Source organism: Ruegeria sp. BJ6 (assembly GCF_056537885.1).
In genome coordinates, this window is record NZ_JBQFSG010000013.1 from 59,488 (window position 1) to 85,453 (window position 25,966).

The 25,966-nt window shown below is 54.2% G+C and carries 24 protein-coding genes; 12 read left to right on the forward strand and 12 right to left on the reverse strand.

Annotated elements, in window-relative coordinates; translation table 11 throughout:
* Nucleotides 1-46 precede the first annotated feature (46 nt).
* Both ACR0D6_RS20680 and ACR0D6_RS20685 read right to left on the reverse strand, forming a co-directional pair.
* A complete protein-coding gene (locus ACR0D6_RS20680) occupies nt 47-547 on the reverse strand; it encodes a VPLPA-CTERM sorting domain-containing protein (protein WP_480766927.1) in 501 nt (166 codons plus the stop codon).
* Nucleotides 548-725: 178 nt separating this feature from the next.
* A complete protein-coding gene (locus ACR0D6_RS20685; RefSeq protein ID WP_480766928.1) occupies nt 726-1,055 on the reverse strand; it encodes a hypothetical protein in 330 nt (109 codons plus the stop codon).
* 181 nt (nt 1,056-1,236) lie between these two features.
* Here ACR0D6_RS20685 and ACR0D6_RS20690 point away from each other — a divergent pair, with 181 nt between their 5' ends.
* From ACR0D6_RS20690 to ACR0D6_RS20725, 8 genes are all read left to right on the forward strand, one after another.
* Nucleotides 1,237-2,241, forward strand: coding sequence for a UDP-glucuronic acid decarboxylase family protein (locus ACR0D6_RS20690; RefSeq protein ID WP_170656562.1), 1,005 nt, complete (start codon nt 1,237-1,239; stop codon nt 2,239-2,241).
* A 2-nt stretch (nt 2,242-2,243) separates the two neighbouring features.
* Complete coding sequence (locus ACR0D6_RS20695) at nt 2,244-3,731, forward strand: hypothetical protein (RefSeq protein WP_480766929.1); 1,488 nt, start codon at nt 2,244-2,246, stop codon at nt 3,729-3,731.
* The gene (locus ACR0D6_RS20700) at nt 3,731-4,753 is read left to right on the forward strand and encodes a glycosyltransferase family 2 protein (protein WP_480766930.1); all 1,023 of its coding nucleotides are present in this window, start codon (nt 3,731-3,733) and stop codon (nt 4,751-4,753) included. The genes ACR0D6_RS20695 and ACR0D6_RS20700 overlap by 1 nt, the downstream gene beginning before the upstream one ends.
* Nucleotides 4,754-5,033: 280 nt before the next feature.
* Nucleotides 5,034-6,053, forward strand: coding sequence for a glycosyltransferase family 2 protein (locus ACR0D6_RS20705; RefSeq protein ID WP_480766931.1), 1,020 nt, complete (start codon nt 5,034-5,036; stop codon nt 6,051-6,053).
* Between the two features lie 15 nt (nt 6,054-6,068).
* Nucleotides 6,069-6,452: a GtrA family protein gene (locus ACR0D6_RS20710; RefSeq protein ID WP_480732079.1), complete on the forward strand. Its 384-nt coding sequence runs from the start codon at nt 6,069-6,071 to the stop codon at nt 6,450-6,452.
* On the forward strand, nt 6,452-7,783 hold the full coding sequence (locus ACR0D6_RS20715; protein ID WP_480766932.1) for a glycosyltransferase family 87 protein: 1,332 nt from the start codon (nt 6,452-6,454) through the stop codon (nt 7,781-7,783). Before ACR0D6_RS20710 ends, ACR0D6_RS20715 begins: the two co-directional genes overlap by 1 nt.
* Entirely contained in the window at nt 7,780-9,180 is a 1,401-nt protein-coding gene (locus ACR0D6_RS20720) for an SDR family oxidoreductase (protein WP_480766933.1), read from the forward strand. Before ACR0D6_RS20715 ends, ACR0D6_RS20720 begins: the two co-directional genes overlap by 4 nt.
* Before the next feature lies 1 nt (nt 9,181).
* Nucleotides 9,182-10,804, forward strand: a complete 1,623-nt coding sequence (locus ACR0D6_RS20725) for a GMC oxidoreductase (protein ID WP_480766934.1) — start codon at nt 9,182-9,184, stop codon at nt 10,802-10,804.
* A gap of 29 nt (nt 10,805-10,833) precedes the next feature.
* Here ACR0D6_RS20725 and ACR0D6_RS20730 read toward each other — a convergent pair whose 3' ends face one another.
* Nucleotides 10,834-11,361 (reverse strand): GNAT family N-acetyltransferase, encoded by a 528-nt coding sequence (locus ACR0D6_RS20730; RefSeq protein ID WP_480766935.1) that lies wholly within the window; start codon nt 11,359-11,361, stop codon nt 10,834-10,836.
* A gap of 845 nt (nt 11,362-12,206) precedes the next feature.
* Between ACR0D6_RS20730 and ACR0D6_RS20735 the strand changes: the two genes are divergently transcribed.
* From ACR0D6_RS20735 to ACR0D6_RS20750, 4 genes are read left to right on the forward strand one after another with little or no spacing between them, the layout of a single operon-like run.
* Nucleotides 12,207-13,169, forward strand: a complete 963-nt coding sequence (locus ACR0D6_RS20735) for a UbiA prenyltransferase family protein (protein WP_170656544.1) — start codon at nt 12,207-12,209, stop codon at nt 13,167-13,169.
* Nucleotides 13,170-13,196: 27 nt separating this feature from the next.
* The gene (locus tag ACR0D6_RS20740) at nt 13,197-13,565 is read left to right on the forward strand and encodes an EamA family transporter (protein WP_170656542.1); all 369 of its coding nucleotides are present in this window, start codon (nt 13,197-13,199) and stop codon (nt 13,563-13,565) included.
* Nucleotides 13,566-13,590: 25 nt separating this feature from the next.
* Nucleotides 13,591-14,586: an NAD-dependent epimerase/dehydratase family protein gene (locus ACR0D6_RS20745; protein WP_480766936.1), complete on the forward strand. Its 996-nt coding sequence runs from the start codon at nt 13,591-13,593 to the stop codon at nt 14,584-14,586.
* Between the two features lie 3 nt (nt 14,587-14,589).
* Nucleotides 14,590-15,870, forward strand: coding sequence for a glycosyltransferase family 87 protein (locus ACR0D6_RS20750; protein ID WP_170656538.1), 1,281 nt, complete (start codon nt 14,590-14,592; stop codon nt 15,868-15,870).
* A gap of 16 nt (nt 15,871-15,886) precedes the next feature.
* Here ACR0D6_RS20750 and ACR0D6_RS20755 read toward each other — a convergent pair whose 3' ends face one another.
* From ACR0D6_RS20755 to ACR0D6_RS20795, 9 genes are all read right to left on the reverse strand, one after another.
* On the reverse strand, nt 15,887-16,870 hold the full coding sequence (locus ACR0D6_RS20755; protein WP_480766937.1) for an acyltransferase family protein: 984 nt from the start codon (nt 16,868-16,870) through the stop codon (nt 15,887-15,889).
* A 64-nt stretch (nt 16,871-16,934) separates the two neighbouring features.
* Nucleotides 16,935-18,059, reverse strand: a complete 1,125-nt coding sequence (locus tag ACR0D6_RS20760) for an NAD(P)/FAD-dependent oxidoreductase (protein ID WP_480766938.1) — start codon at nt 18,057-18,059, stop codon at nt 16,935-16,937.
* Nucleotides 18,060-18,066: 7 nt separating this feature from the next.
* Entirely contained in the window at nt 18,067-18,867 is an 801-nt protein-coding gene (locus tag ACR0D6_RS20765; RefSeq protein ID WP_480732100.1) for a glycosyltransferase family 2 protein, read from the reverse strand.
* Nucleotides 18,864-19,676, reverse strand: a complete 813-nt coding sequence (locus ACR0D6_RS20770) for a sugar phosphate isomerase/epimerase family protein (RefSeq protein WP_480766939.1) — start codon at nt 19,674-19,676, stop codon at nt 18,864-18,866. Before ACR0D6_RS20770 ends, ACR0D6_RS20765 begins: the two co-directional genes overlap by 4 nt.
* Entirely contained in the window at nt 19,676-20,437 is a 762-nt protein-coding gene (locus ACR0D6_RS20775; RefSeq protein ID WP_170656529.1) for an NAD-dependent epimerase/dehydratase family protein, read from the reverse strand. Before ACR0D6_RS20775 ends, ACR0D6_RS20770 begins: the two co-directional genes overlap by 1 nt.
* Before the next feature lie 2 nt (nt 20,438-20,439).
* Nucleotides 20,440-21,477: a hypothetical protein gene (locus ACR0D6_RS20780; RefSeq protein WP_480766940.1), complete on the reverse strand. Its 1,038-nt coding sequence runs from the start codon at nt 21,475-21,477 to the stop codon at nt 20,440-20,442.
* 110 nt (nt 21,478-21,587) lie between these two features.
* On the reverse strand, nt 21,588-23,666 hold the full coding sequence (locus ACR0D6_RS20785; RefSeq protein ID WP_480766941.1) for a glycosyltransferase family 39 protein: 2,079 nt from the start codon (nt 23,664-23,666) through the stop codon (nt 21,588-21,590).
* A gap of 291 nt (nt 23,667-23,957) precedes the next feature.
* A complete protein-coding gene (locus tag ACR0D6_RS20790) occupies nt 23,958-24,812 on the reverse strand; it encodes a class I SAM-dependent methyltransferase (protein WP_480766942.1) in 855 nt (284 codons plus the stop codon).
* Nucleotides 24,813-25,238: 426 nt separating this feature from the next.
* A partial coding sequence (locus ACR0D6_RS20795; RefSeq protein WP_480766943.1) for a hypothetical protein occupies nt 25,239-25,966 on the reverse strand: 728 nt, incomplete at its 5' end.

Genomic DNA, 25,966 nt, shown 5'->3' on the forward strand with positions numbered 1-25,966 from the left:
AAGGGGCCGCGAAACGGCCCCTTCCACAACAATCAGAAATGTAATCTCAGGCCGCAGACTTGCGGCGGCGTGTCAAAGCAAGACCACCAAGTGCAGTCAGCAGCAACAGGCCGCCCGCAGGCAGCGGAACCGCAGCCACGTCAAAGTCAAAGGTGATCGGCCCACCGGTCGCAGATGCGGAATCGGACCAGCTGAACACCAGATTCTGGCCTTGCGTGTTGGCGCTGGTGAAAATCGTATCCAGCGTTGCAACACCAGCCACAAGCATGACCGACTTCAGAGCTGTATTGGTTGCAGCATCAACCCAGGTCATCGTCAGGTTGGAGAAAGAACTCAGCACGCGCATCGTGACAGACGCATTCGCGTTACCGACAGTATCGTATGGCGATGTGAAATTTACCGAATAGGCACCTCCGCCGCCATTCGTTGACACTGTACCGGTAAAGAAGTTGTCGGACGTAATATCATAGCTGCCGCCACTCGTTACCGACGTAATCGCACTGGCTGATCCGGTCATCCACACGGCCGCAACAAGTGCAACAGCCATCGTTTTTAAAGCTCTAAGCATCTAATCCTCACCCTTATCCCTAGTTACACACACCCCTTCGGGGGTGGCACTTATCTCTTAGGAATTAGTACTTTATTTACAGTGTGGTGCGAAGCCTTTTTTGGAGAATTGGGGCATTTTTAGGGCAGCATAGGGCGCTGAATGACGCAATTATGCCTCAAATCCGACTTTGTTTCGGTTTTGTAAACAGGCTCTGCCGCACTTGATGATGTATCCGAATCTCTGAAGTCCGGCCGGCAATCGGGCAGGCTTGGCGAACCGCAGAACCGCAGAACCGGATTCTGGCGTGGATCAGAATAGCACTATTACGTTCGCGATCCCCGTGAAGACCCAACTGCGGCCGGCTCGCCATGGTAGCCGATGTTTTCACACCAGCGATGACTCCGGTAAACAATTCAGGACCATTCCGGATGATTGTGGAGCTTTGCACAACATCCGAGACCACTGGTTTTTCCAAAGGAAATGAAACAGCACGAAATCCGGACATCCCAGACATTTATTCTTCGTTGCTCCGAAAACTTCGTGTAATTTCGATCAAGCTGTACATACTGAGTACAGGCGCTCATTTTGCAGACGGAATATGCATTTTGTCCGTTTGGAGTGCCTGATCTTTTTTGAAAGCCGATACGGATGCCTGCCGGTCGGCATATAACTGCAAGAGAACGCTAATGAACGCGTCTGATTTCGATCCCAACGACATAGACCTTAACGCCAAGCGAATCCTGGTGACAGGAGGGGCCGGGTTTCTGGGCTCGCACCTTTGTGCAACCCTGCTTGAGCGGGGGCACGAGGTTCTGTGTGTCGACAATTTCTTTACCGGGCGACGTGGGAATCTGCGCCACTTGCTGAGCAATCCCCGCTTTGAGGTCATGCGGCACGATGTGACCTTCCCGCTTTATGTCGAGGTGGACGAAATTTACAATCTGGCCTGTCCCGCCTCACCTTTCCATTATCAGCACGATCCGGTGCAGACGACCAAGACGGCTGTGCACGGTGCGATTAACATGCTGGGGCTGGCCAAGCGGGTTGGCGCCCGGATCCTGCAGGCCTCGACCTCCGAAGTTTATGGCGATCCGCAAATCCATCCGCAGACCGAGGATTATGTCGGCCACGTCAACCCGATCGGACCGCGTTCGTGCTATGACGAGGGCAAGCGCTGTGCCGAGACGCTGTTTTTCGACTATTACCGGCAACATAATTTGCCCATCAAAGTGGCGCGTATCTTCAATACCTATGGCCCCAACATGCATCCCGACGATGGGCGCGTGGTGTCCAACTTCATCATGCAGGCCCTGGCCGGAGAGCCGATCACGATCTACGGTGATGGCAGCCAGACCCGATCCTTCTGTTTTGTGTCCGACCTGATTGGCGGGCTGATCCGGCTGATGGAATCCCCTGAAGACGTGACCGGACCGATCAATCTGGGCAATCCGGTGGAGCTGAGCATCCGCGAACTGGCCGAAGCCGTGATCCGCATGACCGGTTCGAAATCGGAACTGGTGTTTCACCCATTGCCGCAGGATGATCCGATCCAGCGCCAACCCGACATCACCCGCGCCCGCGACCAGCTGGGCTGGGCGCCTCAGGTGCCGCTGGAAGAGGGGTTGGAAGCGACTATCAGTTATTTCCAGCGCATAGCCATGGCGGCGGGGAACGCTGCAGAACGGGCGTGAGCATGGCGGTTTTCTCTGATAAACCGTCCATGAGGATCGGAGTGTTCCTGCTGTTGATCGCAGTCATACTCGCCGGCCTGTCAGTACTGCTGATTAATGGTGGCCCTCTCTACTACTATGATACCGGCAGCTATATCCGTCAGGGGAACGTAGCGCTGAACACCATCTTCCCCGATATTCAGGAAGCCGGCGGCGCAGTCGCGAGTTACAATACCGACGATGACAGCACGGCAAGCGGCTCCCGCTCGGTGATCTATGGGCTGATCATGGCCGCGTTTTTTCGGGTCAACGCTCTTTATGCCATTCCATCAGTGCATTTGGCGGCAACGGTTCTGGCCGCCTGGCTGCTGGCCAGAACCGCTGGCCGATACCTGGAAAGCAACCGGCACACGGCTGTGTTGACAACGGTTCCTCTGCTCGTGGCCGCTGGTGCCTCGCTGCCGTTTTATATCGCATACATGATGCCCGACATATTTGCGCCCATTCTGCTGATTGCCATAGCCGCGCTTACGGCATTCGGCCAGAAGATGGCATTATGGGAGCTTCTGCTGATATCCTGCATAGCGTTGTTCTCCACGGTTTTGCACCCTTCCCACATGGCGGTCCAAGGGTTGATGATCCCCCTTGTCTTCCTGGCTGCATTGACACAGAAGGCACCGGGCCGCTGGCGTGCACTGGCTTTTCTTGTGGCGGTCTGCGCGCTTTCAGTCGCCGAACGTAAGGCATTTCAGATTGCCGTGGAAACCACGACCCAAAAAGAAGTCGTCTATGCCCCCCATATCACCGCCCGGCTGATTGTTGACGGGCCGGGGATGGATTATCTGAACGAGGTTTGCCCAGACGAAAGCGTGCCTACATGCGCATTGCATGAGGCACTTTCATGGTCAGATGACCCGTATCGGCTGACGGCATCACATATTATTTTCGAGTTGTCTCCAAACCTTGGATCTTTCCGGCTCATGTCATTCGACGATCAGAAGCACGTCGCACTTTCTCAACGGGATTTTGCTATGGCCGTCTTTCTGTCGCGGCCTGTCACGACCTCTTTCGCCCTCGCGGAAAATGCGTTCCAACAGCTTTTGAACTATAGTATCGGGATGACCATTCCGACAGAGGACATGTTGGAAAATGCGCGTCGGCTAGCCAGGTTGGACGAATCTCGATTTGACCTGATCCAGGGTGGGCCACTTGCACAGGATCATGGCTGGATCACATATGTCGATACCTTCCACGAAGTCATTTATGCACTCTCGTTCGCATTCATTCTGATCATATTGCTCTGGCCCGGCAGCGTGGCACGAGAGGTAAAGCTGTTCGCACTGTTTGTCTTGCTTGGAATCGTGGTCAACGCTTTGGTTTGCGGAGGCTTGGCGCAACCCGCAGACCGTTACGGAGCACGGGTGATGTGGCTGTTGCCATTCACCGCCACCTTTCTTGTCCTTGCCAGGTGGCCATTGGCACCTCAATCCAGAACCAGAGAGATCTCATGATGCCGGACCCTTCCCTTTCGATCAGCGTGGTGATGCCCGCCTACAAGGCCGAGCACCTGCTGCCGCGCGTCCTGCCGCCCCTGATTGAAATGCTGAGCGCGGGTCAGGTGCAGGAAGTTCTGGTGGTGGACGACCAGTCCCCCGACGGCACTGCGGCACTTGCCCGAGAGATGGGGGCGACGGTTCTGACCACACCGGTGAATGGCGGCCCCGGAGCGGCCCGCAATCTGGCCGCCGAGCACGCCACGGGGGATATTCTGTGGTTCGTCGATTCCGATGTCATTGCCTGGCCGGATGGGCCGGAACACATCCGCCGCGCGATGTCCGAGGATAATGTCGGGGCGGTGTTCGGCTCGTATGATGATGCGCCGGACGGGCAGGCCTGGTTTTCGCGCTACAAGAACCTTCTGCACCGCTATCACCATCAGCGCGCCCATCGCGAGGCGCGTACCTTCTGGGCCGGTTGCGGCGCAATTCGCCGGGATGTCTTTCGCGAAGTGGATGGGTTTGACGTGAAGACCTATGAAATCCCGTCGATCGAGGATATCGAACTGGGATATCGCATCGCCGAAACCGGGCGCCGCATCCTTGTCGAGCCGCGCCTGCAGGGCAAGCACCTGAAGGTGTGGACCATGCGCAACAGCCTGAGTACGGATATCTTCTGCCGCGCGCTGCCCTGGGCCCGGCTGATGATCTCGCGCGAGGGGCTGACAGACGACCTCAACACGTCAATGGCCGAACGGTTGCGGGCCGCAATAGCGGGGCTTTTACTGCTGTCAGTTCTGGTGTTGCCGGTCTGGTCCGGGCTGTGGCCCGTGCCGTTTGTGTTGCTGGCTCTGGCCTTTGTCGCCAATCTCGATCTGGTCCGCACAATGGCGGGGCATGGCGGGCCGTGGTTTGCATTCAAGTGCCTGCTATATCACCAGTTCTATTACGTCTACTCGGCCAGCATCTATGTCTGGTGCCTGTTCGAATATCATGTTCTGGGGCAAAAACAGAAACTGCAGGTTACACGGAATTGACGTTTTGGACCCGGATATGTTCAGGGTAGGAAGACACCTTCCGATCTTCAATGTTGTATGGCCCTGGCTGACTACGCTTTGCGGATATCGATAATTACACCGAACGCCGCCGGATGATGGAAAGGTTTATCAAACTAACGGCAACAATCTTACCGGAAGTCTCGCAACGTATATGAAATCCTTGAGGTACTCTCATTTCTTGCAACACAAGGCTGACAATTTTTTGATTTTTGCGGTTATGCTTTAGGATAGGGCTCTAATTTTTGGGTTTCATTGTGCGATGAGTACACCATTTTTATCCGTTGTCGTTCCCTGTTTCGACGAAGAGGAGTCGCTGCCCGAGTTGGTGCGCCGCGTTATCGCCGTGAGCACTGAAGCCGCTGGGGAAAACTTCGAAATCATTCTTGTTGATGACGGATCACGCGACAGGACGCGCTCTCTGATCCGCAAATTCAGTGATGAAAACCCCGCTATAGTAGGAGTTTTCCTATCCCGGAACTTTGGACATCAACTGGCTTTGACCGCGGGTTTGCAGATATGCCGGGGCCAGCGCATTCTGATCCTGGACGCAGATCTTCAGGATCCGCCCGAACTGCTTCCCGATATGATGCAATTGATGGATGATGGGGCCGATGTCGTTTATGGCAAGCGGACAGAGCGGCAGGGCGAAACCCAGGTGAAACGCTTTACTGCCCATCTTTTTTATCGTTTTCTCAACTTGTTGATAGACATTGATATCCCCCCCGACACCGGGGATTTCCGTCTTCTCAGCCGCCGGGCGCTGACTGCGCTGAACGAAATGCCCGAACAGCACAGATTCATTCGGGGGATGGTAAGCTGGGTCGGTTTCAGACAAGTGCCGCTGGAATATGCCCGCGCCGCCCGCTTTGCGGGTGACACGAAATACCCGGTCCGAAAGATGTTTAGCTTTGCCATGGACGCGATTGCCGGGTTTTCCATCCTGCCATTGCGCCTTTCGATCTATCTTGGGTTCGTCTGTGCGCTGCTGGGGATCGTGTTCCTCGCTTATACTGCGTACAGCTATCTGACAGGTATCGCCATTCAGGGTTGGACAACGCTGATGTCTGTCGTCCTGATCCTCGGCAGCGGGCAACTTCTGGTTCTGGGCGTAATCGGCGAATATCTTGGCCGACTGTATATTCAATCAAAAAAGCGCCCTCTGTTCATCGTGGAAGAGATCGTCAGACGAGGAGATCACTCGGAAACCGCCCAGGATACCAGCCCCAAAGACCTGAACCCGCCAGAGGGGATTGGATCCCCCAGGCACGCAGCACAATAAGTCAGGCAGATCGGTATGTCAGTCAGAAGCGTTGTTACATTTGTTGTGACAGGCGGGGTCGTCACAGGCGTTCATATTGCAGTCGGCCTGCTTGCACATCACCTCGGCGGCCTTGAGCCTTTTACCGCCAACCTCGTGGCCTATTCGGTCGCATTCTTCGTTTCCTACTTTGGTCACCGAAATTACTCTTTCCGATCGCCCGGGCGCATTCAGCGTTCCATGCCGAAATTCTTTGTCATTTCAGCCATTAATCTGGTCCTGAACCAGGTTATCGTTTTCACCGTTTCGGATGTTCTGGGTCAGCCATACTGGGCTTCTCTGGCTGTGATGGTCGCGATCGTACCGACTTTTACATATGTCATGAGCAAGGCCTGGGCGTTTAGTGATGGTGATTTCTGATGGATGAATTTGAGGGCATGACCGAACCGATGGAAATTACGCCCGCCACAAAATCATCCAAGCCACCTGCGCGCGGTCTTTTTCCGCGGTCCGTCATCCTGTGCCTTTCATTTCTCCTTTGCGGTCTGGCGACTGCGTATCTGCTGTTCAAGATCGTGCAGATTGCGGATACGCCCGGATTCGATTTCCGGTACATCTGGCTGGCAGGCGATATGTGGCTCGATGGCATAAACCCGTATGACCCCGCTTACGAAGCGACCGGTGCTGCCAAGATCAATACAGGGCATATACCGATCATGTGGGTCTACCCGCCGACATGGTGGGCTTTTGCCACGCCTTTTGGAGCGCTTGGCCTGCATGCAGCAAATGTCGCCTGGAATATCTGCGGGATCATCCTTGTCGTCGCCATCTGCGGCCTGGCGGTCCGCTCCTTTTCGGCCGCATTTCCTGCACGCAGCCAAGCCATAGAAGAGCGCCTGGGAGGGCTGTTTTTCCTTCCTGTCTTCAGCGTTCTGTTCTTTCTCATGGCAATTCTGGAAGCGACCGCAATCCTGTTTTCCGTGGGTCAGACGACCCTGATCATCGGGTTTGGGATTGCCCTCATGCTCTGGGGCCGGGTCAACAAAAGCCTCTTTCTGGAAGCTGTGGGGTTGATGCTGGTTATGCTCAAGCCACAGATCGGGGCGCCGTTTGCAATACTGCTTCTGCTGCTCGACCCGCGTTCGCGCAAGGTGGTTGCGATCGCTTTCGTGCTCTCGGTTCTTCTCATGGTTCCATCACTGGTTGTGGCACCCGGTTCTATCTTTGGTTTCCTCAGCAACCTTGGGGCTTATGACGGGTTTACGGCTGCCAACCTGCCGCAATCGATGACGGGTATCCGGCTGGTTGTGTGGGAGCTTGCGGGTATCGATGTCGGAAACCCCATGGCAAGCGTGATCACTCTTGCCATTGTGCTGCTGCTTTGTATCGGGCCTGCCCGCATCGTACGGGCGACGAACGATGATGTCCGAGCCTGGCAGATTTTCGGACTGGCAAGCGCGGTCATTGTCGCACTGGCACCGCTGCACATTTATGACTTCGTACTGATTGCCGTTCCGCTTGCTCTGCTCTTTCGGGGAGGGTGGGCAAGTTCGATACTGGCGGTATGCGGATCGCTGCTGATCTGGCGTTCGGAAAATCTGGCCGGGATCTGGGCTTTTCACGCACCGGAGGTTGAAATCTTTCCGGGCTCGCGCCTGGCGACAATCGGCGCTTTGTTGTTTCTGCTGGCGGTGGTCAACGTTGTCCTGCGGCTGAACCAGCAAGACACTGGCCGGATGGTTTCGCCATGACACGCACGATCTTTTTTACCGGAGCAACAGGTTTTCTGGGTCAGCGCGTCCTGCCTGCGCTGATCGCGCAAGGATGGCATTTACGCGTCCTTGTACGCGATGCCGACCGGGCAAAAGATTTGCCGGGCGAAGTGGAAATATGCGTTGGGGATCTGACGGACCCATCCAGCTATCATGGGGCGCTCGACGGGGTTGAAACAGTTCTGCATCTTGGGGCGCTGACCGGTAAGGCGTCAAAACAGGAACATGAGCGGATAAACCGGCAAGCGACGAAGCAGCTGATCACCTCTTGCGCAGAACAGGGCGTCAGGCAATTCCTGTTTGTCAGCTCTATCGCGGCGGGATACGCCGACAAGTCCTTTTACCCCTATGCCGAAGCCAAGGCGCGGGCCGAGCAGGATCTTGTTGCCTCGGGCCTGCACTATACGATCCTGCGGCCTACGCTGATCCTGGGACGGGGATCGCCCATCTCAGATGCATTGGATACGCTGGCCGGATTGCCTGTTGTCCCTCTGCCGCAGAAAGGCGGCCCCGTAAGTGTTCAGCCGGTTGTCGTCGAAGACGTGACACACGGGATCGTCGAGGTTCTGAAACGCAACGCCTTCGACAGGGAAATTCTGGATTTCGGTGGCCCTGACGTGGTGTCGATGAAGGAACTTCTGCGCACAATTGCCCAGCTGCATTTTGGTCGCGAACCGCGCGTAATGAAGTTGCCGCTTCGGCTGGTGCAATGGCCACTGGCAATGCTGGAGCCACTTGCCCGCGCAGTCATGCCCGCCACTGCGGGGCAATTCGCGGTTTTTGGCAACGACTCCACAATAGCGGAAAACTGGCTGGTGACGGCGTTGCAGCCGCAGATGACAAGGTTGCGTGACCAGATCGGTTCGGCTTCTCAGAACGATGACATGGGGGACGACGGAAATGCTGTCCCTCATGGGCCTGAGACATCGCCTGCCGACGCCCAGACCGAGGCCAAGACGCTGTGCAGGCATATGACGGGAAAAGAGCCGGGCGATGCCGCGGTCAGGCATTATGCAAACGCCCTGAATGAACTCGGCATGGGGTGCGAAGGCGGCCGGTTTGACCAGCTGACATTATCGCTTGCACGGCGGGGCGGGATTGGCCTTTGGCTTGCGGACGGGTTTTGCGGTCTGCTTCATCGGCACGGCACATTGCGGCGGCGGCAGGTTCTCTGCGCCGCAATTCTCGAAAATGAACCCGGTACGTACCAGTCGTTTGACGGATCGCCTGATATCGGGGCCGTTCGGGCGTTTCTGCGTCTTGCATGGGTCGGAACCGTATCCGTAACGGCCTTGTTGGCCGGAACGGTCGTTCTTCTTCCATTGCGCTTTTGGCTGGGCCGGACGCGCCCGACTTCGCCAGGCAGTTCACAATAAGATGCACGTCGTCGTTGTCGGATCAGGCCCCAGCGGAGTGCATTTCGCCCTGACCGCGATTGAGCGCGGGCATCGCGTAACGCTTGTTGATGTCGGAAAAACCGGGAGGGAAATTCCACTTCCACAGGCCGGGTTTTCAGATCTCAAAACCACGCATCCCGATCCGGTACGCTATTTCCTGGGTGAGCATTACAGAGCTGTCAGCCTGCCCGCGCATACCGCCGATGAGGACGACGAATATTACGGTCTGCCCGCCTCCAAGGACTACGTCTTTGAGCACCCGGATCTTTTCAGGATGCGAACGCATGGCATTTCGTCACTGGTTTCTTTCGCGGCGGGGGGGTTGGCCGAATGCTGGACCGGTGGCGCCTACGCTTTCAACGATGACGATCTGAACGGTTTCGGCTTTGGCTATGATCATATGGCGCCGTACTATGCGAAGGTTGCAGAACGGGTCGGCATTGGTGGAGCTGCCGATGATCTGGCGCAATGGTATCCCGTTCACGACGGGCTACTCGAACCTGTCTCGCTGGATCGAAGCAGCGCTGCCCTGATCCGGAAATACCGGGACCGGCGCACCAGACTTGCAGGCAAGCATCCGGGCATTCGTCTGGGCCGGTCGCGCCAGGCCGCCCTGTCAGGCCGCCTTGAGGATCGCGGCGGATGTACCGAGTGCGGCCGATGCCTGTGGGGCTGTCCCAATGGCGCCTTCTATACGCCTTCTCTGACACTGACCGCCCTGAAGACGCATCCCCGTTTCACCTATGCTCCGGGGCGGTTCGCCAGTCATTTCGTAACAGCGGGTTCGAAGGACCTGGAAAGTCTGGTTACCTATACTGCCGAAGGGGCCACTGAAGAGATCAGAGGAGAGTCTTTCGTGCTTGCGGCAGGCACGATCAACAGTTCCAACCTGTTCCTCAGGACGATCTTCAAGGCCAGTGGTGAAATCGTGAAACTGCCCGGCCTGATGGACAATCAGCAGGTACTGGCCCCGTTCCTGAACCTGTCCATGTTCGGTCGTCCCTATGATCCGTCATCATATCAGTATCATCAGCTGGCAATCGGCATGGAAACCGATAGTGCGGCAAAATTCGTGCACGGGCAGGTTACGACAATGACAACCGGCAGCGCCCACCCTGTGATTGCGCAGATTCCCCTGGGCATGAGCGCCGGGCGCAAGATTTTCACGACGCTCAGATCGGCTCTGGGGGTCGTGAACCTCAACTTCGATGACACACGCCGGGATGGAAACCATGTGACCCTGGACCCGGGACAAGATGCCGGTGGATGGCCTGCGTTGTCACTGAAATATACATCCCCGGATGGTCAGGATCGGGAAATCAACGACGCCCTGTCGCGGTTGAAGCGGTTCATGCGTGATCTCGGGGCGCCCCTGGTTCCCGGAATGACCCAGATCCGCCGCCCCGGAGCCAGCGTGCACTATTCGGGAACACTGCCAATTTCCCCCGCAGGCGGTGAATTTACCGTTACGCAAAATTGCCGGTCAAATGACTTTGAAAACCTGTTTGTTGTTGATGGTTCGGTCTTTCCGGCGCTTCCGTCCAAGAACCTGACGTTCACACTGATGGCAAATGCGACAAGGGTCGCGACAGAGGCTTTCTAGCGCTGCCACTTACTCTTCCTGTTGGCAGGTTACCCTTCCAGTCGGCGGATCGAGGGCGGTGTCTCCTGACGCCAGCGGGTCGTACCATTCCGTCGATGCAGCCCTTTTCCGATTGGCAAGAAACCCGTTGAAAGGATGCCACGTTCGGACGACAGGTTGCTGTCGCTGCAATCGATATAGATCCGCGTAAAACCCTCATCCGCAAGCGCCCGGCATACATGTTTGAGGATCGCCACATAATACCCCCGGCCCCGCGCGTCGGGCGTGGTAAAGCAATGCGAGACCAAAGCGCAACGCTCTGTCATCGGAAAGAAATAGACATTTACATTCTGCCCGGGCCTTGTCTGGGCAATGGTAACAGGTTTTTCGTTGGCAAATCCGATCCAGACCGCCATGCCCTCATCCATGTGTTTTCGAACGTCCCAGTGAATCTTGTCCTGATTGGCCGCCAGAAACGCTTTGCTGTCCTCATCCAGTTCCGGCCAGCTTTCAAAGCACCGGATCGCCAGCGGCGGCGCCGACGAGATGTCGATTCCCCGCGCCTTGTCATCGCTCATCGCAAAAAGCAGCCGATACTGACCCACAAGACGATCCCTGAGAAGGGACCATATTGTTCTGAACCCGCCAACAATGCCGTCGCGGCGAAAAGATCGTAAAATGAGATTGAGGCGGTGATAGGATGCCATCAGCCGCGACCGCCCTGTCTTCCTTTGCTTTTCAGCCGACCGTCAGAGTTTCGCCGGTTTCTCAAATTTGTTCTCCTCAACAACCTCAATCGCCCGAACAACCGGGCAACCCCCTCACTACTAAAGACAGCAATCGATTTTCATACCTGGATCAAGGTTATATTCACGGACGGCCAGACTATCCCTGCGATTGAACACCACTAACTGACCACCTGAGGTGTTTTACCAATCCCACCCCACTAAGTGGCAAAATGCAATTCATACTATACCCCCGCCAACCCCGGACAGAGGTTCCCTGCTGCGATATCAATCCGCTTCAGGCCTGAAACCAATTGTGAATCCTTTTGTAGGCAGGGCCCAGTATCATGTATAATCAGAAAGCAGGGCCTTCCCGTAATTTCATTCGGTCATTCAAAGGAGTTAAGCCGTAAAGACAGCTAATACATAGAAGCCGAACAAGTAGCCATTGAACATAGCCAGAGTCCGGAAAACGTTTTGCGACGGTCCGCTTTTTCATTCAAGTGCGCTCCAACGATAGTTTTTGAGATGGGCGATGCACAGGCGTCCGCCACTCAATCGTCACGACACGCGCTGTAAGGAAAATAGCCGAAGCCGAACGCAGGCCCAATACCCCGCGGGAGCGGCGAGCCACATGCGCCAGTTCGCCTAAAGCCCGGTCCGATCTCTGCCCTACAAGTTGTGAAGGGTAATAATTAATGAGTTCGATTGTACAAAAAGGGACATTGCGGGATTATATTTCAATCGCCCGCCCAGACCACTGGGGCAAGAATGTATTCATGCTGCCAGGCGCGGCGCTGGCCTTTGCCATCGACAAGCAGGCCAGTCTTGCCGATTTGATAAATCTCCTGATCGGGTTGATCGCAACCTGCCTCATCGCATCGGCCAACTACACGATCAACGAATATCTCGACGGGCGCTTCGACCGGTTTCATCCGACCAAATCCGCCCGGCCATCGGCTCAGGGGCGGCTGCGACCTCAACTCGTGGCAGTGCAGTATGTATTGCTGACGGCAGCCGGGCTGGGATTGGCAAGCCTGCTCAACCCGGTCTTCTTCTACGCCGCGCTGCTCCTGCTGGTGATGGGGCTGATCTATAATGTCGAACCGGTGCGATCGAAGGACAAGGCCTATGTGGATGTCCTGACCGAATCCTTCAACAACCCGATCCGGCTGGTGCTTGGCTGGTCGGCAATCACCACGATCGTCCTGCCGCCATCCAGTATGCTCATCGCCTATTGGATGGGCGGGGCCTATCTGATGGCGATTAAACGCTATGCGGAATATCGGATGATCGGCGATCCTGAACGCGCGGGTCGCTATCGCCGGTCATTTGCCCACTACACCGAAGAAAGCCTGTTCCTGTCGGCCTTCTTCTATGCACTGACCTCCAGCTTTTTCCTTGGCATTTTCCTGATCAAGTACAAGATCGAGTTCCTGATTACCTTCCCGTTCTTCGCGCTTCTCTTCGTGTGGTATCAGCGCATCGCCAACGCCATGGACAGCCCCACGATGAGTCCGGAAAAGCTGTATCAGCAACCCCGGTTCATGGCCTACGTGATCTTTCTCTGCCTGCTGGTGGGTGTACTCTTTTTCGTCGAAGTACCACCTATCCAGTATTTGATGGATCACAGTGTCATTCGGGATGTACGCATCCAGTAGCGATTATCAGAGGCCGGAGTTTACAATATGTCCAAGTTTTTTATCTTCATCATTGTTACGGTGTGTTTGAATGCCACCTCGCAGCTTTTGATGAAGGCGGGTATGAACAAGGTCGGTCAGGCCGAATTCTCGACTTCAAGGATCAGCGCGATGGCGCTGGACGCGATCACCAATCCACTGATCATCTTCGGCCTTGTCACCATGACCATCTCGATGGGGACCCATCTGCTGGCATTGTCGCGCTTCGATGTCAGCTTTGCCTTTCCCTTCATCAGCCTCGCCTACGTGATTGTCGCAGTCTGGGGTTATTTCTTTTTGGGCGAGGATGTGAACGCAACCCGGCTGGTGGGAATTGCGACGATCATCCTCGGCACAATCATAGTCGCACGCAGCTAATTTCGCAGGACCCGGATTTTCAGACATGAGGCATATTATCATCGGCGGAAACGGATTTGTCGGGCGTGAAACCGTCACCCAAATCATTGAAGGCGGACGGGATGAGGCGGTCGTCGTCGATCTGCCTGCTTCCTTTGCCGCTACTCCCCCGGTCAACCATCCGCGCATCAGCGTGCATTCCGCAGATGTTTCGGAACCGGGATCACTCGATCCGATCGCGCTCAGGCCCGATGATGTGGTTCATCATATGGCCACGCAGCTGATCACGCCCAACAAGCCGCGCTTTGGGCGTGACGCATTCTTTCGCAAATGTGCGGTGGACGGCACCGCCGAAATTCTCGCCTGGATGAAACGCAATGCCAACCGCAATCTGGTCTTCTGGAGTACCGATATGGTTTACGGCCCGGTGCTGGAGCAACCCAGGACCGAGGCCCATCCGAAACTTCCCTTCGGGCCTTATGGGCGCTCAAAAGTAGCCGCTGAAGAAATCATTGAGACTGCGGTGGCCGCCGGTGATGTCACGGCCACGATTTTTCGTCCCCGACTGATCCTGGGCTCTGGCCGGCTGGGCATTTTCGAGCTTCTCTTCAAGGCCGTGGATGCGGGGCGACCGATCCCGCTCATTGGATCGGGGCGCAATCGCTTTCAGTTTGTCGCCGTACACGACAGCGCCACAGCCACGCTATTGGCCGCCGAGAAGGACTGTCCAAACGGGGTCTATAACCTGGGCACCGACAATTCACCCAGTTCCTATGACCTGCTGGACCGCTTCCTCAAGGAAACCGGATCCTCCTCGCGGCTGATCCGCACGCCGGGCTGGCTTGTCAAAGGCGTCCTGCGGACACTCAATCTGTTCAAGATCGCGCCGATGGACCCCGAACAGTACGAGATTGCCGATCTGGAAGTCGCGCTTGATACCACGGCGGTTAAACGCGACCTGGGCTGGCGCCCCACCAGTACCGACAATGAGCTACTGCTGGCCGCCTATCAGGCCTACTCCAAACACGACAGAGCGAGTTGAGCCTTGGATACGCTGTCAACACGGACAATACGCATAGCTGGCTGGGCAGCGATCCTGGCAATCCTTGCCGCGACCATTCACGGTATTCTCGTGCATCGCGGGTTGGGACTCGATTTTGCCAATTTCTACGACGCCGGCCGCAAGGCGCGAGCCGGAGAGTTCGGTGGTCTTTATGATCCGTTCGCAACTATCGCGGGTGAACCACCCTTCGGCAACATGACGTTTTTCAGCCTGCCGCTCACCAGCTATTTCTACTGGCCTCTGGCGCTGATGGGCCCCGTCAATGCCGTGATCGTCTTTAAGATATTTTCGGCGGGATCGATTTTTGCCGGGTTAGGAATTCTTTACCGGCACTACCTGAACTTCGTCGGGCAGAATGACCGGGACCGCGCACTGTATTTTGCGCTTTTCTGGATTGCTGCAATGTTCTTTCAGCCATTCTGGACCGTCTTCCAGATCGGAGGCCAGACAACCCCGTTCCTGTTCCTGCTCTTTATTTTGGGCCTCATCGTCTATGAGCGCGAACACTACGTCACGGCCGCAGCGCTGATGGCGCTGATCGTCTGCATCAAACCCGCCTTTGGCCCTGGCGCAGCATTGTTGTTTCTGTTCGCTCCGGCCCGGTTCCGGATCACCGCGCTGGTTTTGGCCGCCGCCACCTTTACAGCCTCTATGCTTATCCTCGGCTGGTCGCCGCATCAGGCGTTTCTGGAGCTGATGCGGGCGGAAAGCGCCCAGGTGCCGCATCCATCCTACAACAGCAACATGTTCGCCTGGCTGGAACCCCTCCTGCTTCCAGCACACCACTACACCTCTGGCGAACCCTTGCCACTTTACCTCCGGCTTTTAGGCATCATCCTGCGATTGGCAGTGATCGCAATTCTGGCATGGGGTGCAATCCGGCTGCGGCGCACCGAGGGCAACACCAGAGCGACACGAAATCATGTCTTCATAATCTGCATGCTGGCTTCGCTCGTCTATTCACCGGTTGTCTGGGGGCATTACCTGATGATGTTCTTCATTCCTCTGGCGCACCTCATTGCGTTTCGGCGGGAATTCCCGCTGATTGCGTGGCTTTTGGTCGTCGCGGCAGTTCTTGTTGCGCCAATCCAAAACCTTCTGATCCTCAACCAGGTTCTGAAACTGCCTTTTGCCAACGCCGACTGGTTTCCGTTGTACATTGCGGGCGCACGCAGCCTGTCGATGCTGCTTTTGATGATAGTGATGATCCTGTTCGCTCGCGCTTGGACGGCCACCTATCGCGACCACTCCTGGCGACTCTAGGCGTTCAGTCCCGGCATCAATGAGCTCTGGCACGAAGGAAAAAGCGCTTCATCACAAGTGTCATCGGCTTTTCGACAAAAGAGAACATCAGGCATCCCGCTAAAACGCTGCAAACCAGACACATCAATGAGAGGATATCGGAATTGATGGGCAGCAAGACAACAGACGACACTTTGTAGAATGCGGGAATGGTCAGTATCTGGACAAGGTACACACTGTAAGACGCATCTCCCAGATAAGTCAGAAATCTGTTTTTGATTTGCTTTGTGTACAGCAACCCAAAAACAATGAAAAAAGACGGGATACCCCAAATAATCACGCGATTTGATTGGTTGAATTCTGTTTCACCTATCAAAGAAAGAGACAAAAGCGCAAATCCGATCAGGAATATTGAAAACCCTGATTTTTCCCCCACCTTAAATCCATTGTTATAAATATACGCAATCGCCATGCCAAAAATAAATTCCATGGAAATAAAGTCACCGGAAATAGTGGAAACGGCCATCAAAACGCAGGTTACCAGCAAGAAAATGTGGCCCCATGACTTAATCAGCAATGACAAGCCAAAAATCAGATAAAACAGCATCTCCCATTCCAACGTCCATCCCACATACACAATCGGAGGGCCGCCGGTCAAAAGCAGTGAGGTAAATGTGAATGATGACAGGATCGTCAATGGGGACATTTCCATCGACCTGAAAACCCCCGGAGCAGAAAAATATATTGCAATAACAAATAGTGTAATCAGCCAGTATATCGGGACAATACGCAAGACACGAGATTCAAGAAACTCACCTACACTTCGCCGCCTTTGCATTTGCGTGTGCAGCATGACGAAACCCGATATCACAAAAAATATATCGACACCATTTGCACCCCACCCGGACAGAAAATGCAGAAGATCAGTCCCCTGCCCGTATGCCGAAGAGGTTTTTATGACATGGAGAAAAACCACGTTAATAGCAGCAAAGGCCCGTAATACTTGAATATTGTTGATCATTTAACTTTCAAGAAACCCTGCCAATTACTACCCCGCAAACACTACCATCCGATCAGATTTTCGCCTACCCAAAAACCCAGTCGGTGTTTGCATCATGGAACATCCGCGAGACATTCGGCAGTGCTGCAAACAAGTCATATATATTGTCTATCTTGCCCCCAAGCACTGAATATAATCCCGGCACTGAGTGGTGCGCGTGCAAAAAAATCGGCCGGCCATCATCAAACTCATTCATTTCCAGCACGGATTTGGTGGTGAACAAAGATTTTTTCAGTTGGGCATCCTTCATCAAAGGAAGGTATCGCTCGGAATCCTTGACCATGTGGCGCCACCTGGAGCGCGGCTGAATCTTCTCTGGCGTGCTGGAAATCACCCCATCATCGTACCGCCATGAAAAATGAGGCGTGTATCGAACGTGGGTAAGGGAATAGCAGCCCTCGGCAGGAAACGGCATGACTGAAAAGAACGGGCCATCCATTACAGTTACACCGAGTTGAGACAGTTCTTCGGGTGTTTCAATCAAGACCACCTCGGTCAGCTCATTTTTGGCCTTCATCGCGTCATGCGGGGCGGGGCGCCCCAGATGATTGAGGCGTGCATAAGTGGCATTGAAAGCGGCATCTGCGAAATGAGTCTGGCCATCTGCCAATGTGATCTGCAGTCCGCCACCTTCTGCTGGCTGGGCAGAAACAACTTCTGCTCCTCTGCGAATGTCGATTTGCGCTTTAAGCATGCGCTCCTCAACGATGTCCCTTAACTTGAAAGCGTCGAATGCAAATTCATCACACTGGAACACATCCTCGATCATGTCGTTTGCAAAAAGCGCCTTTTGTGCCGGAGAGGCCGGGCGGATTGGTGTGCCCATATGACTGAACATCTGAAAGAATCTTGCGGCGCTGGTATTGGAGTTTCGCCGGGAAATTGCATATAGCATCTGAAAATCTTCGACGATCGCATCACTGAAATCGTTCATGAAGCGGCGATAAAGTATGGTAGATCGCTTGGCGGTGGCAAAGCTTCTAGGATAGTGGAACCCGACGTGGACACGAGCCTGATTCACAAATGAAGCCTGCGTGAAAAGCTCCGTTTCACGTTCAAACAGCGTTACATTCCTCGACAGACTTCGAAGATAAAGCGCAATGCAAGCGCCATAAAACCCTCCACCTATTACTATGAAACGCGGGCTCATGCGCACCTCAATTCCTAGGGTGGTACTGGCGCGTCAAAGTGCGCCAAAGAACAACCAACAGATCCCGGTACCCTTTGACGCTTGAGATCTTCGTGGGAACTTTCTGGCCTTTTGGATAGCTTCGGGTGGTCGGAATCTCTTTGACCTTCATATCAAGCTGAGAGGCGCGCACAGAAAGATATGCCAACAGCTCATAGTCTTGAAACACATCGCGAAACGGGGCAACGCGCGGGTCCGTCAAGTATCTCCGGCTGTAGGCCCGAAACCCCTGAGTTGTGTCCGTCAGCCAGTGACGGGCCGCCAAAGACAAAACCGGCGCATGAATTAGCCTGATTGCCATCAACCGCAATATGGGGGTGTTTATTCCCTTGCCCTGCCTGAGAAACCTGGACGCCTGCGCATAATCAACCCCGCCATCGAGGGCCGCAGAAAATTCCGGAATACTCTCGACCGAGTCTTTGTCGTTTCCGTCAATGGTAATGATGCCCTCATACCCTTCCAGCAAGGCCCATGCGTATGCCATGCGTAGCTGTGCCGACAGTTTCCCCGCTGCAGTCTTGATCAGCAGCGCACGCATCCCCAATTCGGCCAGCATCTTTTCGTCGGTTGAGCCATCCGTCGAGCCGCCATCGGCCAACACGGTGTCGTATTCAGCCAGCAAGCCCGATGCCTGCATCTTTCCCAGCTGCGCATGGATGCGCTCTCCTTCGTTTATGACCGGGATAATCACGACGTACCGGCTTTTTCTGGGACCAAACAGCACTGTCTGGTGTTCAGGTATCTCCCAGTCTGAATGCAGCTTGGTCATGATTGAGCCAACCAATATTGCGCAAGTTCAGCACAGCGCGAAATGACAGCGCCAGTGTCTTTTTCAGGTCGGCGCATTTCAACGGTCGCTATCCCGGAATACCCTGCGCTCTGAACAGCAGCCAGCACGCGGCCCGGAAACGGATCCTTCTCGTCGAGAGGGGCAAGATGAGGTCGGCTAAGATGCAAATGCCGGATCAGGTGCGCGTGTTTGGCGATCTCGCTCTCGGTGTCTCCCGCCATTGCCATGTTACCCGTGTCTACAACGAGGCCCACAGCGGGGTGATCGACCTGCCTCACGACCTCGGCAGCCTCCTCAAGATTGACCATGAAATCGCAACCATAGTCCAACGCATTGGCTTCAATGCAGAATACTGTGCCGGCATGCGCAGCAATTTCACCTACTTCGCGAAAAACAGGGACTGCCAAAGCGCATGCTTCGGAGAAGCTGAGTTGCCCTTTAAGCCTGTTCTTCGGAGATCCGAAAACCAGCGGACCGGCTCCCAATCCGCTGGCAAAACCAATAATTTGCCTAAGATAGTCCGTCAGTTCCCGCCTTTGATCATCGGTGCCGAACAAATGCAGGTCATGGCGACCGTAAAGCAAGGCCTGCATACTGCGTATCGGCAATCCGGCGGCAGCCCAATGTTCCCGTAAACTCTGAATTTCCCGGGGAGTTGCAGCCAAAGGTGCGTGGTGCAAGCGAGCCGGAGCGACCTCGATGGCTGTGATCCCCGTTTTCGCAAGAACATCCGAAACTAATGCGTCTTCATCCACATTCCAGGCAATATTTGAGAACGCAAGCTGCATTAAGCTTTCCAATCCCGGGAAAAATCCCGAATCCGGCCGAGCGTTTCCATTGAATTTTCCAGATACACCCCGGACCGGCCCCACAGCGCCGCATATGCAGTCTGCATGTCGTACCGGACCGGTTCACCAGACGTCATTTCCCGGACTTTTTCACCAGTGATGCATTCAAAAACTTCCGCCACCGAAACCGGCTCTGTCGCGATGTTTATCAAGGGGTGCCCGGACGACAAAATAGTCGCCATGTCACTACGGAGACGCCTCAGATCGTAAAACTGAAATGTGGACTTCGCATGCAATCCGGAAACATCCCGGTTTTCCAGCAAATCAAATATCAGGTTCTTTTTAAGACCTCTCCCAAACAGCCCCGGCAAGCGTATGATAACCGCCTTTTCCCCAAATCTGTCTTTGACAAACTCTTCAACCCGGTACCTGTGAAGCCCGTAAGGATGTAACCCATCCGTCGATATCGCGCTGTTTTCATTCACGTTTTCCGCATTCTTGTATACGTCCACCGTAGAAATCAAAACGAAACGCTCTGCCTCGACATCCGCCAGAACATTCAGAAGATTTTCAATCCCCTCCCAATCTTCCTTCGGATTCTTATTTGACCACCATTTAACGGCCTGAACTCCGGCGCAAAAAACCTCGGAAAAATGCTTTCCTCGTGCCTCATGAATATTTTTTGAGTTGTACCGGGCGTCAATTTCATTCCCGTCAATATTTGAACCCACAAATCCGGAGTAACCAATGAGTGCCCGCATCTTTATTTTCCGTTATCCACGATTTCGATATTGAGGTTGGATGCCTGCGCAAATAAATCCGAATTGTTTATTTCCAGTGCAGGTGTCTCCCCCACCCGGGACTGGGAGGATCGAAGCAATCGCAGCATGCCAATCGACATCGCCGCCAGAACGCCAAAATTGGCTGCAAACAATACGGACAGGACCAATGACAAAGAGGTCCACCCGGCGGAAACGTCATCCAGCAACACCCAGACGAACAATGCATAGATCGTGTAGGACAGGCTGAACAGGCAGAGAACCATGGTGAACAGCGCAACGCCGACCAGCAATCTGGGTGCTGCTGTTGAAACAAGATAGGCAACTATTTGTGTCTTTCGCCTTAGCGCATCAAGACGCCGGAGATCATGATCCTCCGAGGTTGAAATGCGCGCCTCACGGAATTGGTCACTGAGCGTCACCAGGCGGAAATATCGAAAGAGTCCGCCCCCCTCAGTGATACGGGCGGCGGCCGACCGGCTAAGGCAGAGTGCCCGCAACACATCGGTTTCTATCTGCCTGCCCAGAAACGCAAACAGAGAGAGTTGAATGCATTTCAGTATCATACGGCTTGGGAAATAGCCTTTGGTTACCGGCGAAACCGATTTCACGATCTCAAAATTTCCGTTTAGGCATTCGTCAAGAAGCGTTTCTATGGACTGGATGGAGACCGACTGCGTTGCGTCGCAATAGATAATATCTCCTATAGACAGAGAGAGACCCTGGTAAATCAATTCATCATACTGGTGCCTGTTCTGAAAAACTATGCAGCGCAAGTTCTCCACACCGCTCACATTCTCTTTGATTTTTCTCAACCAGGCGGCGCCCGGCGCGGCAGCCAAAAGCAGGATTTCTGCGAATTCAAATTTTCGCACGATATAATCGGACACCATTTTGAGAGCTGAAATATCCTCAGTGGCATTTCCTTCGGAAATCAATATGAACGAGACCAGATTCTCTTTTTGCGCAATAAAAATATCGGAAGCTTTGGCTGTCGATCGGGGGTGGAACTCAGGAGTCATTTTCATTCTCCACAGGTTCTGTCAGCAGGGCGGGAAACACTCTTTTTCCTGGCGTCCCCTCCAGTTGAACAGAAATTCTCTCTGTCTGACTACCGTGCATGTTAAGCCTCCTAATAGGGACTTGGAAATCCGAGATCTTCATGAGTTACATGCAAGACCGGTCGGTCGGGAAATGCGGACATGACTGCCTGGTTGCTGTCCTCTCCCAGATCTTTGGCAAACACTGGCCGGTCGGGAGAAAGAAACGGGTCGTTCAAAAATATTGCCGAACCGTGATTACCTACACCTTCGGAATAAAATACAAGCGGAGCCGGTTCGTTGTTTGCCGAGGTCAACTGCAGATTTCGAAAGTGCCCATGGTACCCGCGATGGTGATGGTACCGCGTTGCCCCGCGATAGCTCAGGAAGACGGTCGCGCTAACAAGAGACAATATGACCACGCACCAAAGCAGCCCCGTTCCGCCATTGTCGATTTCAAATTGCTTCAACCGTTCTGAAATCTCCTGCAGCCCACGAACTGTGAAATACACAAGAGGCAAGAGCCCGACATACCAGTATCTGGGGCCAATAAAGTAACTACCAGAAAACCAATAGAAAAAGTAGGCCGTGAAAACTGCTGTCAAAAGTACGGCCATCGCATAATCCGCGCGGGCCGGCCGACTCCATATCCAAAAAAACCAAAAGAAGGCTAATGATCCAATACCCCAGCCGAACAAATCGGTATGCAAAGAGTTGAAGTTGTTCAGCGTGTTGATTGATGCCTCGTAAACTGAATGGCCTGGCGTAATCAGTTCCATTTCCCCAAAACCAGAGGGTGGTCCGATCTCTGGCCCAAACCCAAGCCGGTTCGCAAACCCTTCCCTGACCCAGGTTTGTTCAAAATACTCTGCCATTGGCGCCGCCAGCGGATCGCCTGTCATCAAGTAATTGTATGGAAACACTAACCCCCCGATGAGTGCGCACCCCGCACAATAGGGTAAAAGCACGGTCAGGTAGCGCGCGCGTCCGAGCCCGGCAATCAGAACAATCCCAGTGGAAATCCCCACAGCCAGCCCATCAAGAGGCCGGGTCAGAAAGACCCACCCCATGGAAGCCCCCGCGCAAAGCGCAAGAAGCCAGGACATTCCAGCGGCACGCCGATACGCACTTAACAGCAAGCGCCATGCAAGTAACACCAGAACACAGACAATCGGATGTGTCATCAGGCTTGCCGACATGGCGATAACCCACGGCGAAGTTGCAACCAGAAAACTACTCAACCGGGCGTAGCGGTCTTCGAACAGCTCACTGGCTATCGCATACGTCAACATAACTAGGACTGCGCCCATCAACGGATTTATCAGCCACGGAATCCCAGCCAACACACCAACCGAGAGCACCGCCGGCCAACCCGGAGCCAACACGGAAAACCATCGGCCGTCATGTGATGAAATCTGGAAATGATCGAAGGCTGGCCTGACTTCCGGTGGCAGCGCCTCGACCCAAAGAGCGCCGCCGGCATAGGTCTGCGCCTGAAACATATACGATACTTCGTCGGAAACATGCGCGATCCTCTCAAACGAAAACCAACACAAAACAGCGCTTGCAAAAAATGTGAACAGCGCTTGCAAACGGACATCCAGCAAATAGTCCAGAAGGCGCAGGTTGCGATTGCCGGGCAGGCAAATGGCGATTGCGCATACCGTCGTGAAATTCGCCACCAGTACCAATGAGTACAGTCCGATCTGCACAAAATATTCCTGTAACTCCCCCAGCCGCAGAAAGTTCAGTATCGAGACAGAGAATCCGGCGCTCAACAAGACAAAGACCGTTAGCCGAATTATCCCCAGGCTTGACAGAATCCTGCCGATTTTCGCCTCACCATAATGGCGCGAAACAATCACCCAGGAACCAAGCAGTTGCATCGCGATCAGAATATACATCGCGAGTTGAACCGGGGACTGAGGGAGAAAAATCAGCTCGTTGTACCAAAGTGGAACAGAAACATAGAGTTGGGCAGAGTTCCCCAACAACAGCAGGAAAACCGAAAGCGCGAATGCCATTGTGGTCTGAATCAGCAAGACACCAAAAACTAATAAAGACACTCCGACACTTGCCAGAAACCACTCTCTGAGGTTCCCGCCGAACAATTCAGTAATGAATACAATGCCTAAAAATGCCACGCCAATCGCCATCAGCGCGGCACCCATATTTTTCCGAGCCCGCCCTGGCGGATTGTTTGAAACACAGGAAGTTGAAAAAAATCTAAACAACCGACGTATCACTTTTACACACACTCAAAACCTTAGCACTAATTCTCCGATATCCTAAGTTCAGTTTCTAAAAGCCCTTTGAGACTGGCTGCGCGATTTTCTTTTCCGCCTCCAACTCGACCACCGGCCTCTTGCCGTGCACAACGGGAACGACCGAAGAATCGGCCAGCCCGGGACTCGGTCCACAAACGTGTCATGAGCTGACCGGACGACACACTTGGCCTCCGGTCAAAAATATCCCTTCAGCTTGCGGGCGCGCTTCATGTTGGAAGGGAGCGATATGACAGCCCTCGCCAGTCTGGCCAGTGACCGCATTCCCGGAATCACCTTGAGCGCGGCCATGCCCTTTGATGCTTTCAACAAGTTTTCGTAGGCTTGATTATCCGCATGTCTGTAATCTTTTGCCTGTAGATCCTTCCCGCCGTTACCCGTCGGAACGGATACAACGGCAGTTGCTTTCCTGTTCACTTCGAACACAACAAAGGATTCGAAAAACCGAATTCCCCAAACCCTCTTTTCAGAGGAATCTGATATTATCTGGGAAAACCGATGGTTGATGCGATCAACCATATTCATGGCATATTTGATGAATGACCGGTGCTTGAGCCCGAAACCTTCCATATACGATGTGTGGGTATCTTCGACCACAAGCAGCCCACCGTCCTTGATATGCGGCAACAGACATTCGGTGGTGACGATTTGCTGTTCGTAGGTATGCCCCCCATCATCCAGAACGATATCGATGTCACCGACTTCCTTTGCGATCTTTTCCAGAAAGGCGGGATCGCTTTGGCTGCCTATGTAAATTTCAAAGCCTTCTTCCTCCCAACGCTTCGCGTCAGGGTTCAGTTCAACACCAATTATTCGCGCCTCAGGCCCGAAGAACTCACGCCACATGAACAAAGAGCCGCCACTCAGCACCCCGATTTCAATGAATGTGATATTCTTCCCTGCGTAAGGAGCAAAAAGCGTATCGTAAACGTCAAAGTAAGTTGAATGTTTGCTGCTGCTATACGGGCTGTTCATATACGCTTGATAGCTTTTTGAGTGCATTGGCATTCCCTCAGAATTCATTTCAGACATCCCGTAATTGAAATCGAAAAGCGAGGCTGTTTCCCATACCTCAGTTCGTGTGAGTGTTGGTGCGCGATCATGTTACGATACAAACTATCTTTCTCAATCTATCATCAGGCCACGACACGTTGGTGGCGCGCCGCTGTTGCACGGGCCTGAAATTGGTCGCCCGTACACCGGAGAGATTGCCTCAATATGTCAGGTTTGAAAAGTTTCCGGTCGCCATCAAGTTTCAGTTTGCACCCTGTTATTAAGAGCGGGCGCGCCTGTGTGATCGGCTTTTCAGGTAAATGAGAACAGCACATTAAGAACGCTTGCACCAAGGTTTGCAAGCTGACAACGCGCTTGGCCAGAAAAAGCATGGGCGGGTTCCGAAGCCCGGAACCCGCCCATGTCGCGGTGATCAATCACCTGTTTTTTTGACTATTTTCGCCGTTATGCGAACAAATCGTAGTACTGATCCAGCGACCCATCAACGAACTGCACTGCATCTTCGATTGCAAAAGCGTCGACACTGTCACCAAGGAACCAACCCTTTTCCCGGCCACCAACGAAGTCGAAATCCGTTTCGGTTTCATCAAGCACCAGAACGCCGTCGACCGATACCTGAAGGCGATCAGATTCCTGATCAACCATCAGGGTCACCTGATGAGTTTCGCCGTCGTTCAGGCCAATATCCTTGATCTTGAACCCATCGCGGAACCCGCCATCGTTGTTGTCGACCTTAGCGACCAGATCGCCTTTTTTGTTCACCTTGAGACCGAAGTTCGAGGGATTCCAGGCAAGCCGCTCAGCACCGGTATCACCTTCGTCCCGAGCAACCGCGACCGAGAAGCAAATCTGCCCGGAATTCTGATATTCCTCCAGCAAGCCAATGCGTCCGCGACCATCCTGTTCGCTTATGTCGATCAGATTACCGGGAAGGGCCGCAACTGGCGCCTGTTCTTCTTCGCCGGTATCGGGCTGCTGCTCTTCGCCGGTATCGGGCTGCTGCTCTTCGCCGGTATCGGGCTGCTGCTCTTCGCCGGTGTCGGGCTGCTGCTCTTCGCCGGTGTCGGGCTGCTGCTCTTCGCCGGTGTCGGGCTGCTGCTCTTCGCCGGTATCGGGCTGCTGCTCTTCGCCGGTGTCGGGCTGCTGCTCTTCGCCGGTGTCGGGCTGCTGCT

Excerpts from the sequence above, each read along its gene's own strand:
- ACR0D6_RS20680 (WP_480766927.1), bottom strand. The coding sequence starts at position 547 with ATGGCTGTTGCACTTGTTGCGGCCGTGTGGATGACCGGATCAGCCAGT.
- ACR0D6_RS20685 (WP_480766928.1), bottom strand. The coding sequence starts at position 1,055 with ATGTCCGGATTTCGTGCTGTTTCATTTCCTTTGGAAAAACCAGTGGTC.
- ACR0D6_RS20690 (WP_170656562.1), top strand. The coding sequence starts at position 1,237 with ATGAACGCGTCTGATTTCGATCCCAACGACATAGACCTTAACGCCAAG.
- ACR0D6_RS20695 (WP_480766929.1), top strand. The coding sequence starts at position 2,244 with ATGGCGGTTTTCTCTGATAAACCGTCCATGAGGATCGGAGTGTTCCTG.
- ACR0D6_RS20700 (WP_480766930.1), top strand. The coding sequence starts at position 3,731 with ATGCCGGACCCTTCCCTTTCGATCAGCGTGGTGATGCCCGCCTACAAG.
- ACR0D6_RS20705 (WP_480766931.1), top strand. The coding sequence starts at position 5,034 with ATGAGTACACCATTTTTATCCGTTGTCGTTCCCTGTTTCGACGAAGAG.
- ACR0D6_RS20710 (WP_480732079.1), top strand. The coding sequence starts at position 6,069 with ATGTCAGTCAGAAGCGTTGTTACATTTGTTGTGACAGGCGGGGTCGTC.
- ACR0D6_RS20715 (WP_480766932.1), top strand. The coding sequence starts at position 6,452 with ATGGATGAATTTGAGGGCATGACCGAACCGATGGAAATTACGCCCGCC.
- ACR0D6_RS20720 (WP_480766933.1), top strand. The coding sequence starts at position 7,780 with ATGACACGCACGATCTTTTTTACCGGAGCAACAGGTTTTCTGGGTCAG.
- ACR0D6_RS20725 (WP_480766934.1), top strand. The coding sequence starts at position 9,182 with ATGCACGTCGTCGTTGTCGGATCAGGCCCCAGCGGAGTGCATTTCGCC.
- ACR0D6_RS20730 (WP_480766935.1), bottom strand. The coding sequence starts at position 11,361 with ATGAGCGATGACAAGGCGCGGGGAATCGACATCTCGTCGGCGCCGCCG.
- ACR0D6_RS20735 (WP_170656544.1), top strand. The coding sequence starts at position 12,207 with ATGAGTTCGATTGTACAAAAAGGGACATTGCGGGATTATATTTCAATC.
- ACR0D6_RS20740 (WP_170656542.1), top strand. The coding sequence starts at position 13,197 with ATGTCCAAGTTTTTTATCTTCATCATTGTTACGGTGTGTTTGAATGCC.
- ACR0D6_RS20745 (WP_480766936.1), top strand. The coding sequence starts at position 13,591 with ATGAGGCATATTATCATCGGCGGAAACGGATTTGTCGGGCGTGAAACC.
- ACR0D6_RS20755 (WP_480766937.1), bottom strand. The coding sequence starts at position 16,870 with ATGATCAACAATATTCAAGTATTACGGGCCTTTGCTGCTATTAACGTG.
- ACR0D6_RS20760 (WP_480766938.1), bottom strand. The coding sequence starts at position 18,059 with ATGAGCCCGCGTTTCATAGTAATAGGTGGAGGGTTTTATGGCGCTTGC.
- ACR0D6_RS20765 (WP_480732100.1), bottom strand. The coding sequence starts at position 18,867 with ATGACCAAGCTGCATTCAGACTGGGAGATACCTGAACACCAGACAGTG.
- ACR0D6_RS20770 (WP_480766939.1), bottom strand. The coding sequence starts at position 19,676 with ATGCAGCTTGCGTTCTCAAATATTGCCTGGAATGTGGATGAAGACGCA.
- ACR0D6_RS20775 (WP_170656529.1), bottom strand. The coding sequence starts at position 20,437 with ATGCGGGCACTCATTGGTTACTCCGGATTTGTGGGTTCAAATATTGAC.
- ACR0D6_RS20780 (WP_480766940.1), bottom strand. The coding sequence starts at position 21,477 with ATGACTCCTGAGTTCCACCCCCGATCGACAGCCAAAGCTTCCGATATT.
- ACR0D6_RS20785 (WP_480766941.1), bottom strand. The coding sequence starts at position 23,666 with ATGGGTGCCGCGCTGATGGCGATTGGCGTGGCATTTTTAGGCATTGTA.
- ACR0D6_RS20790 (WP_480766942.1), bottom strand. The coding sequence starts at position 24,812 with ATGTCTGAAATGAATTCTGAGGGAATGCCAATGCACTCAAAAAGCTAT.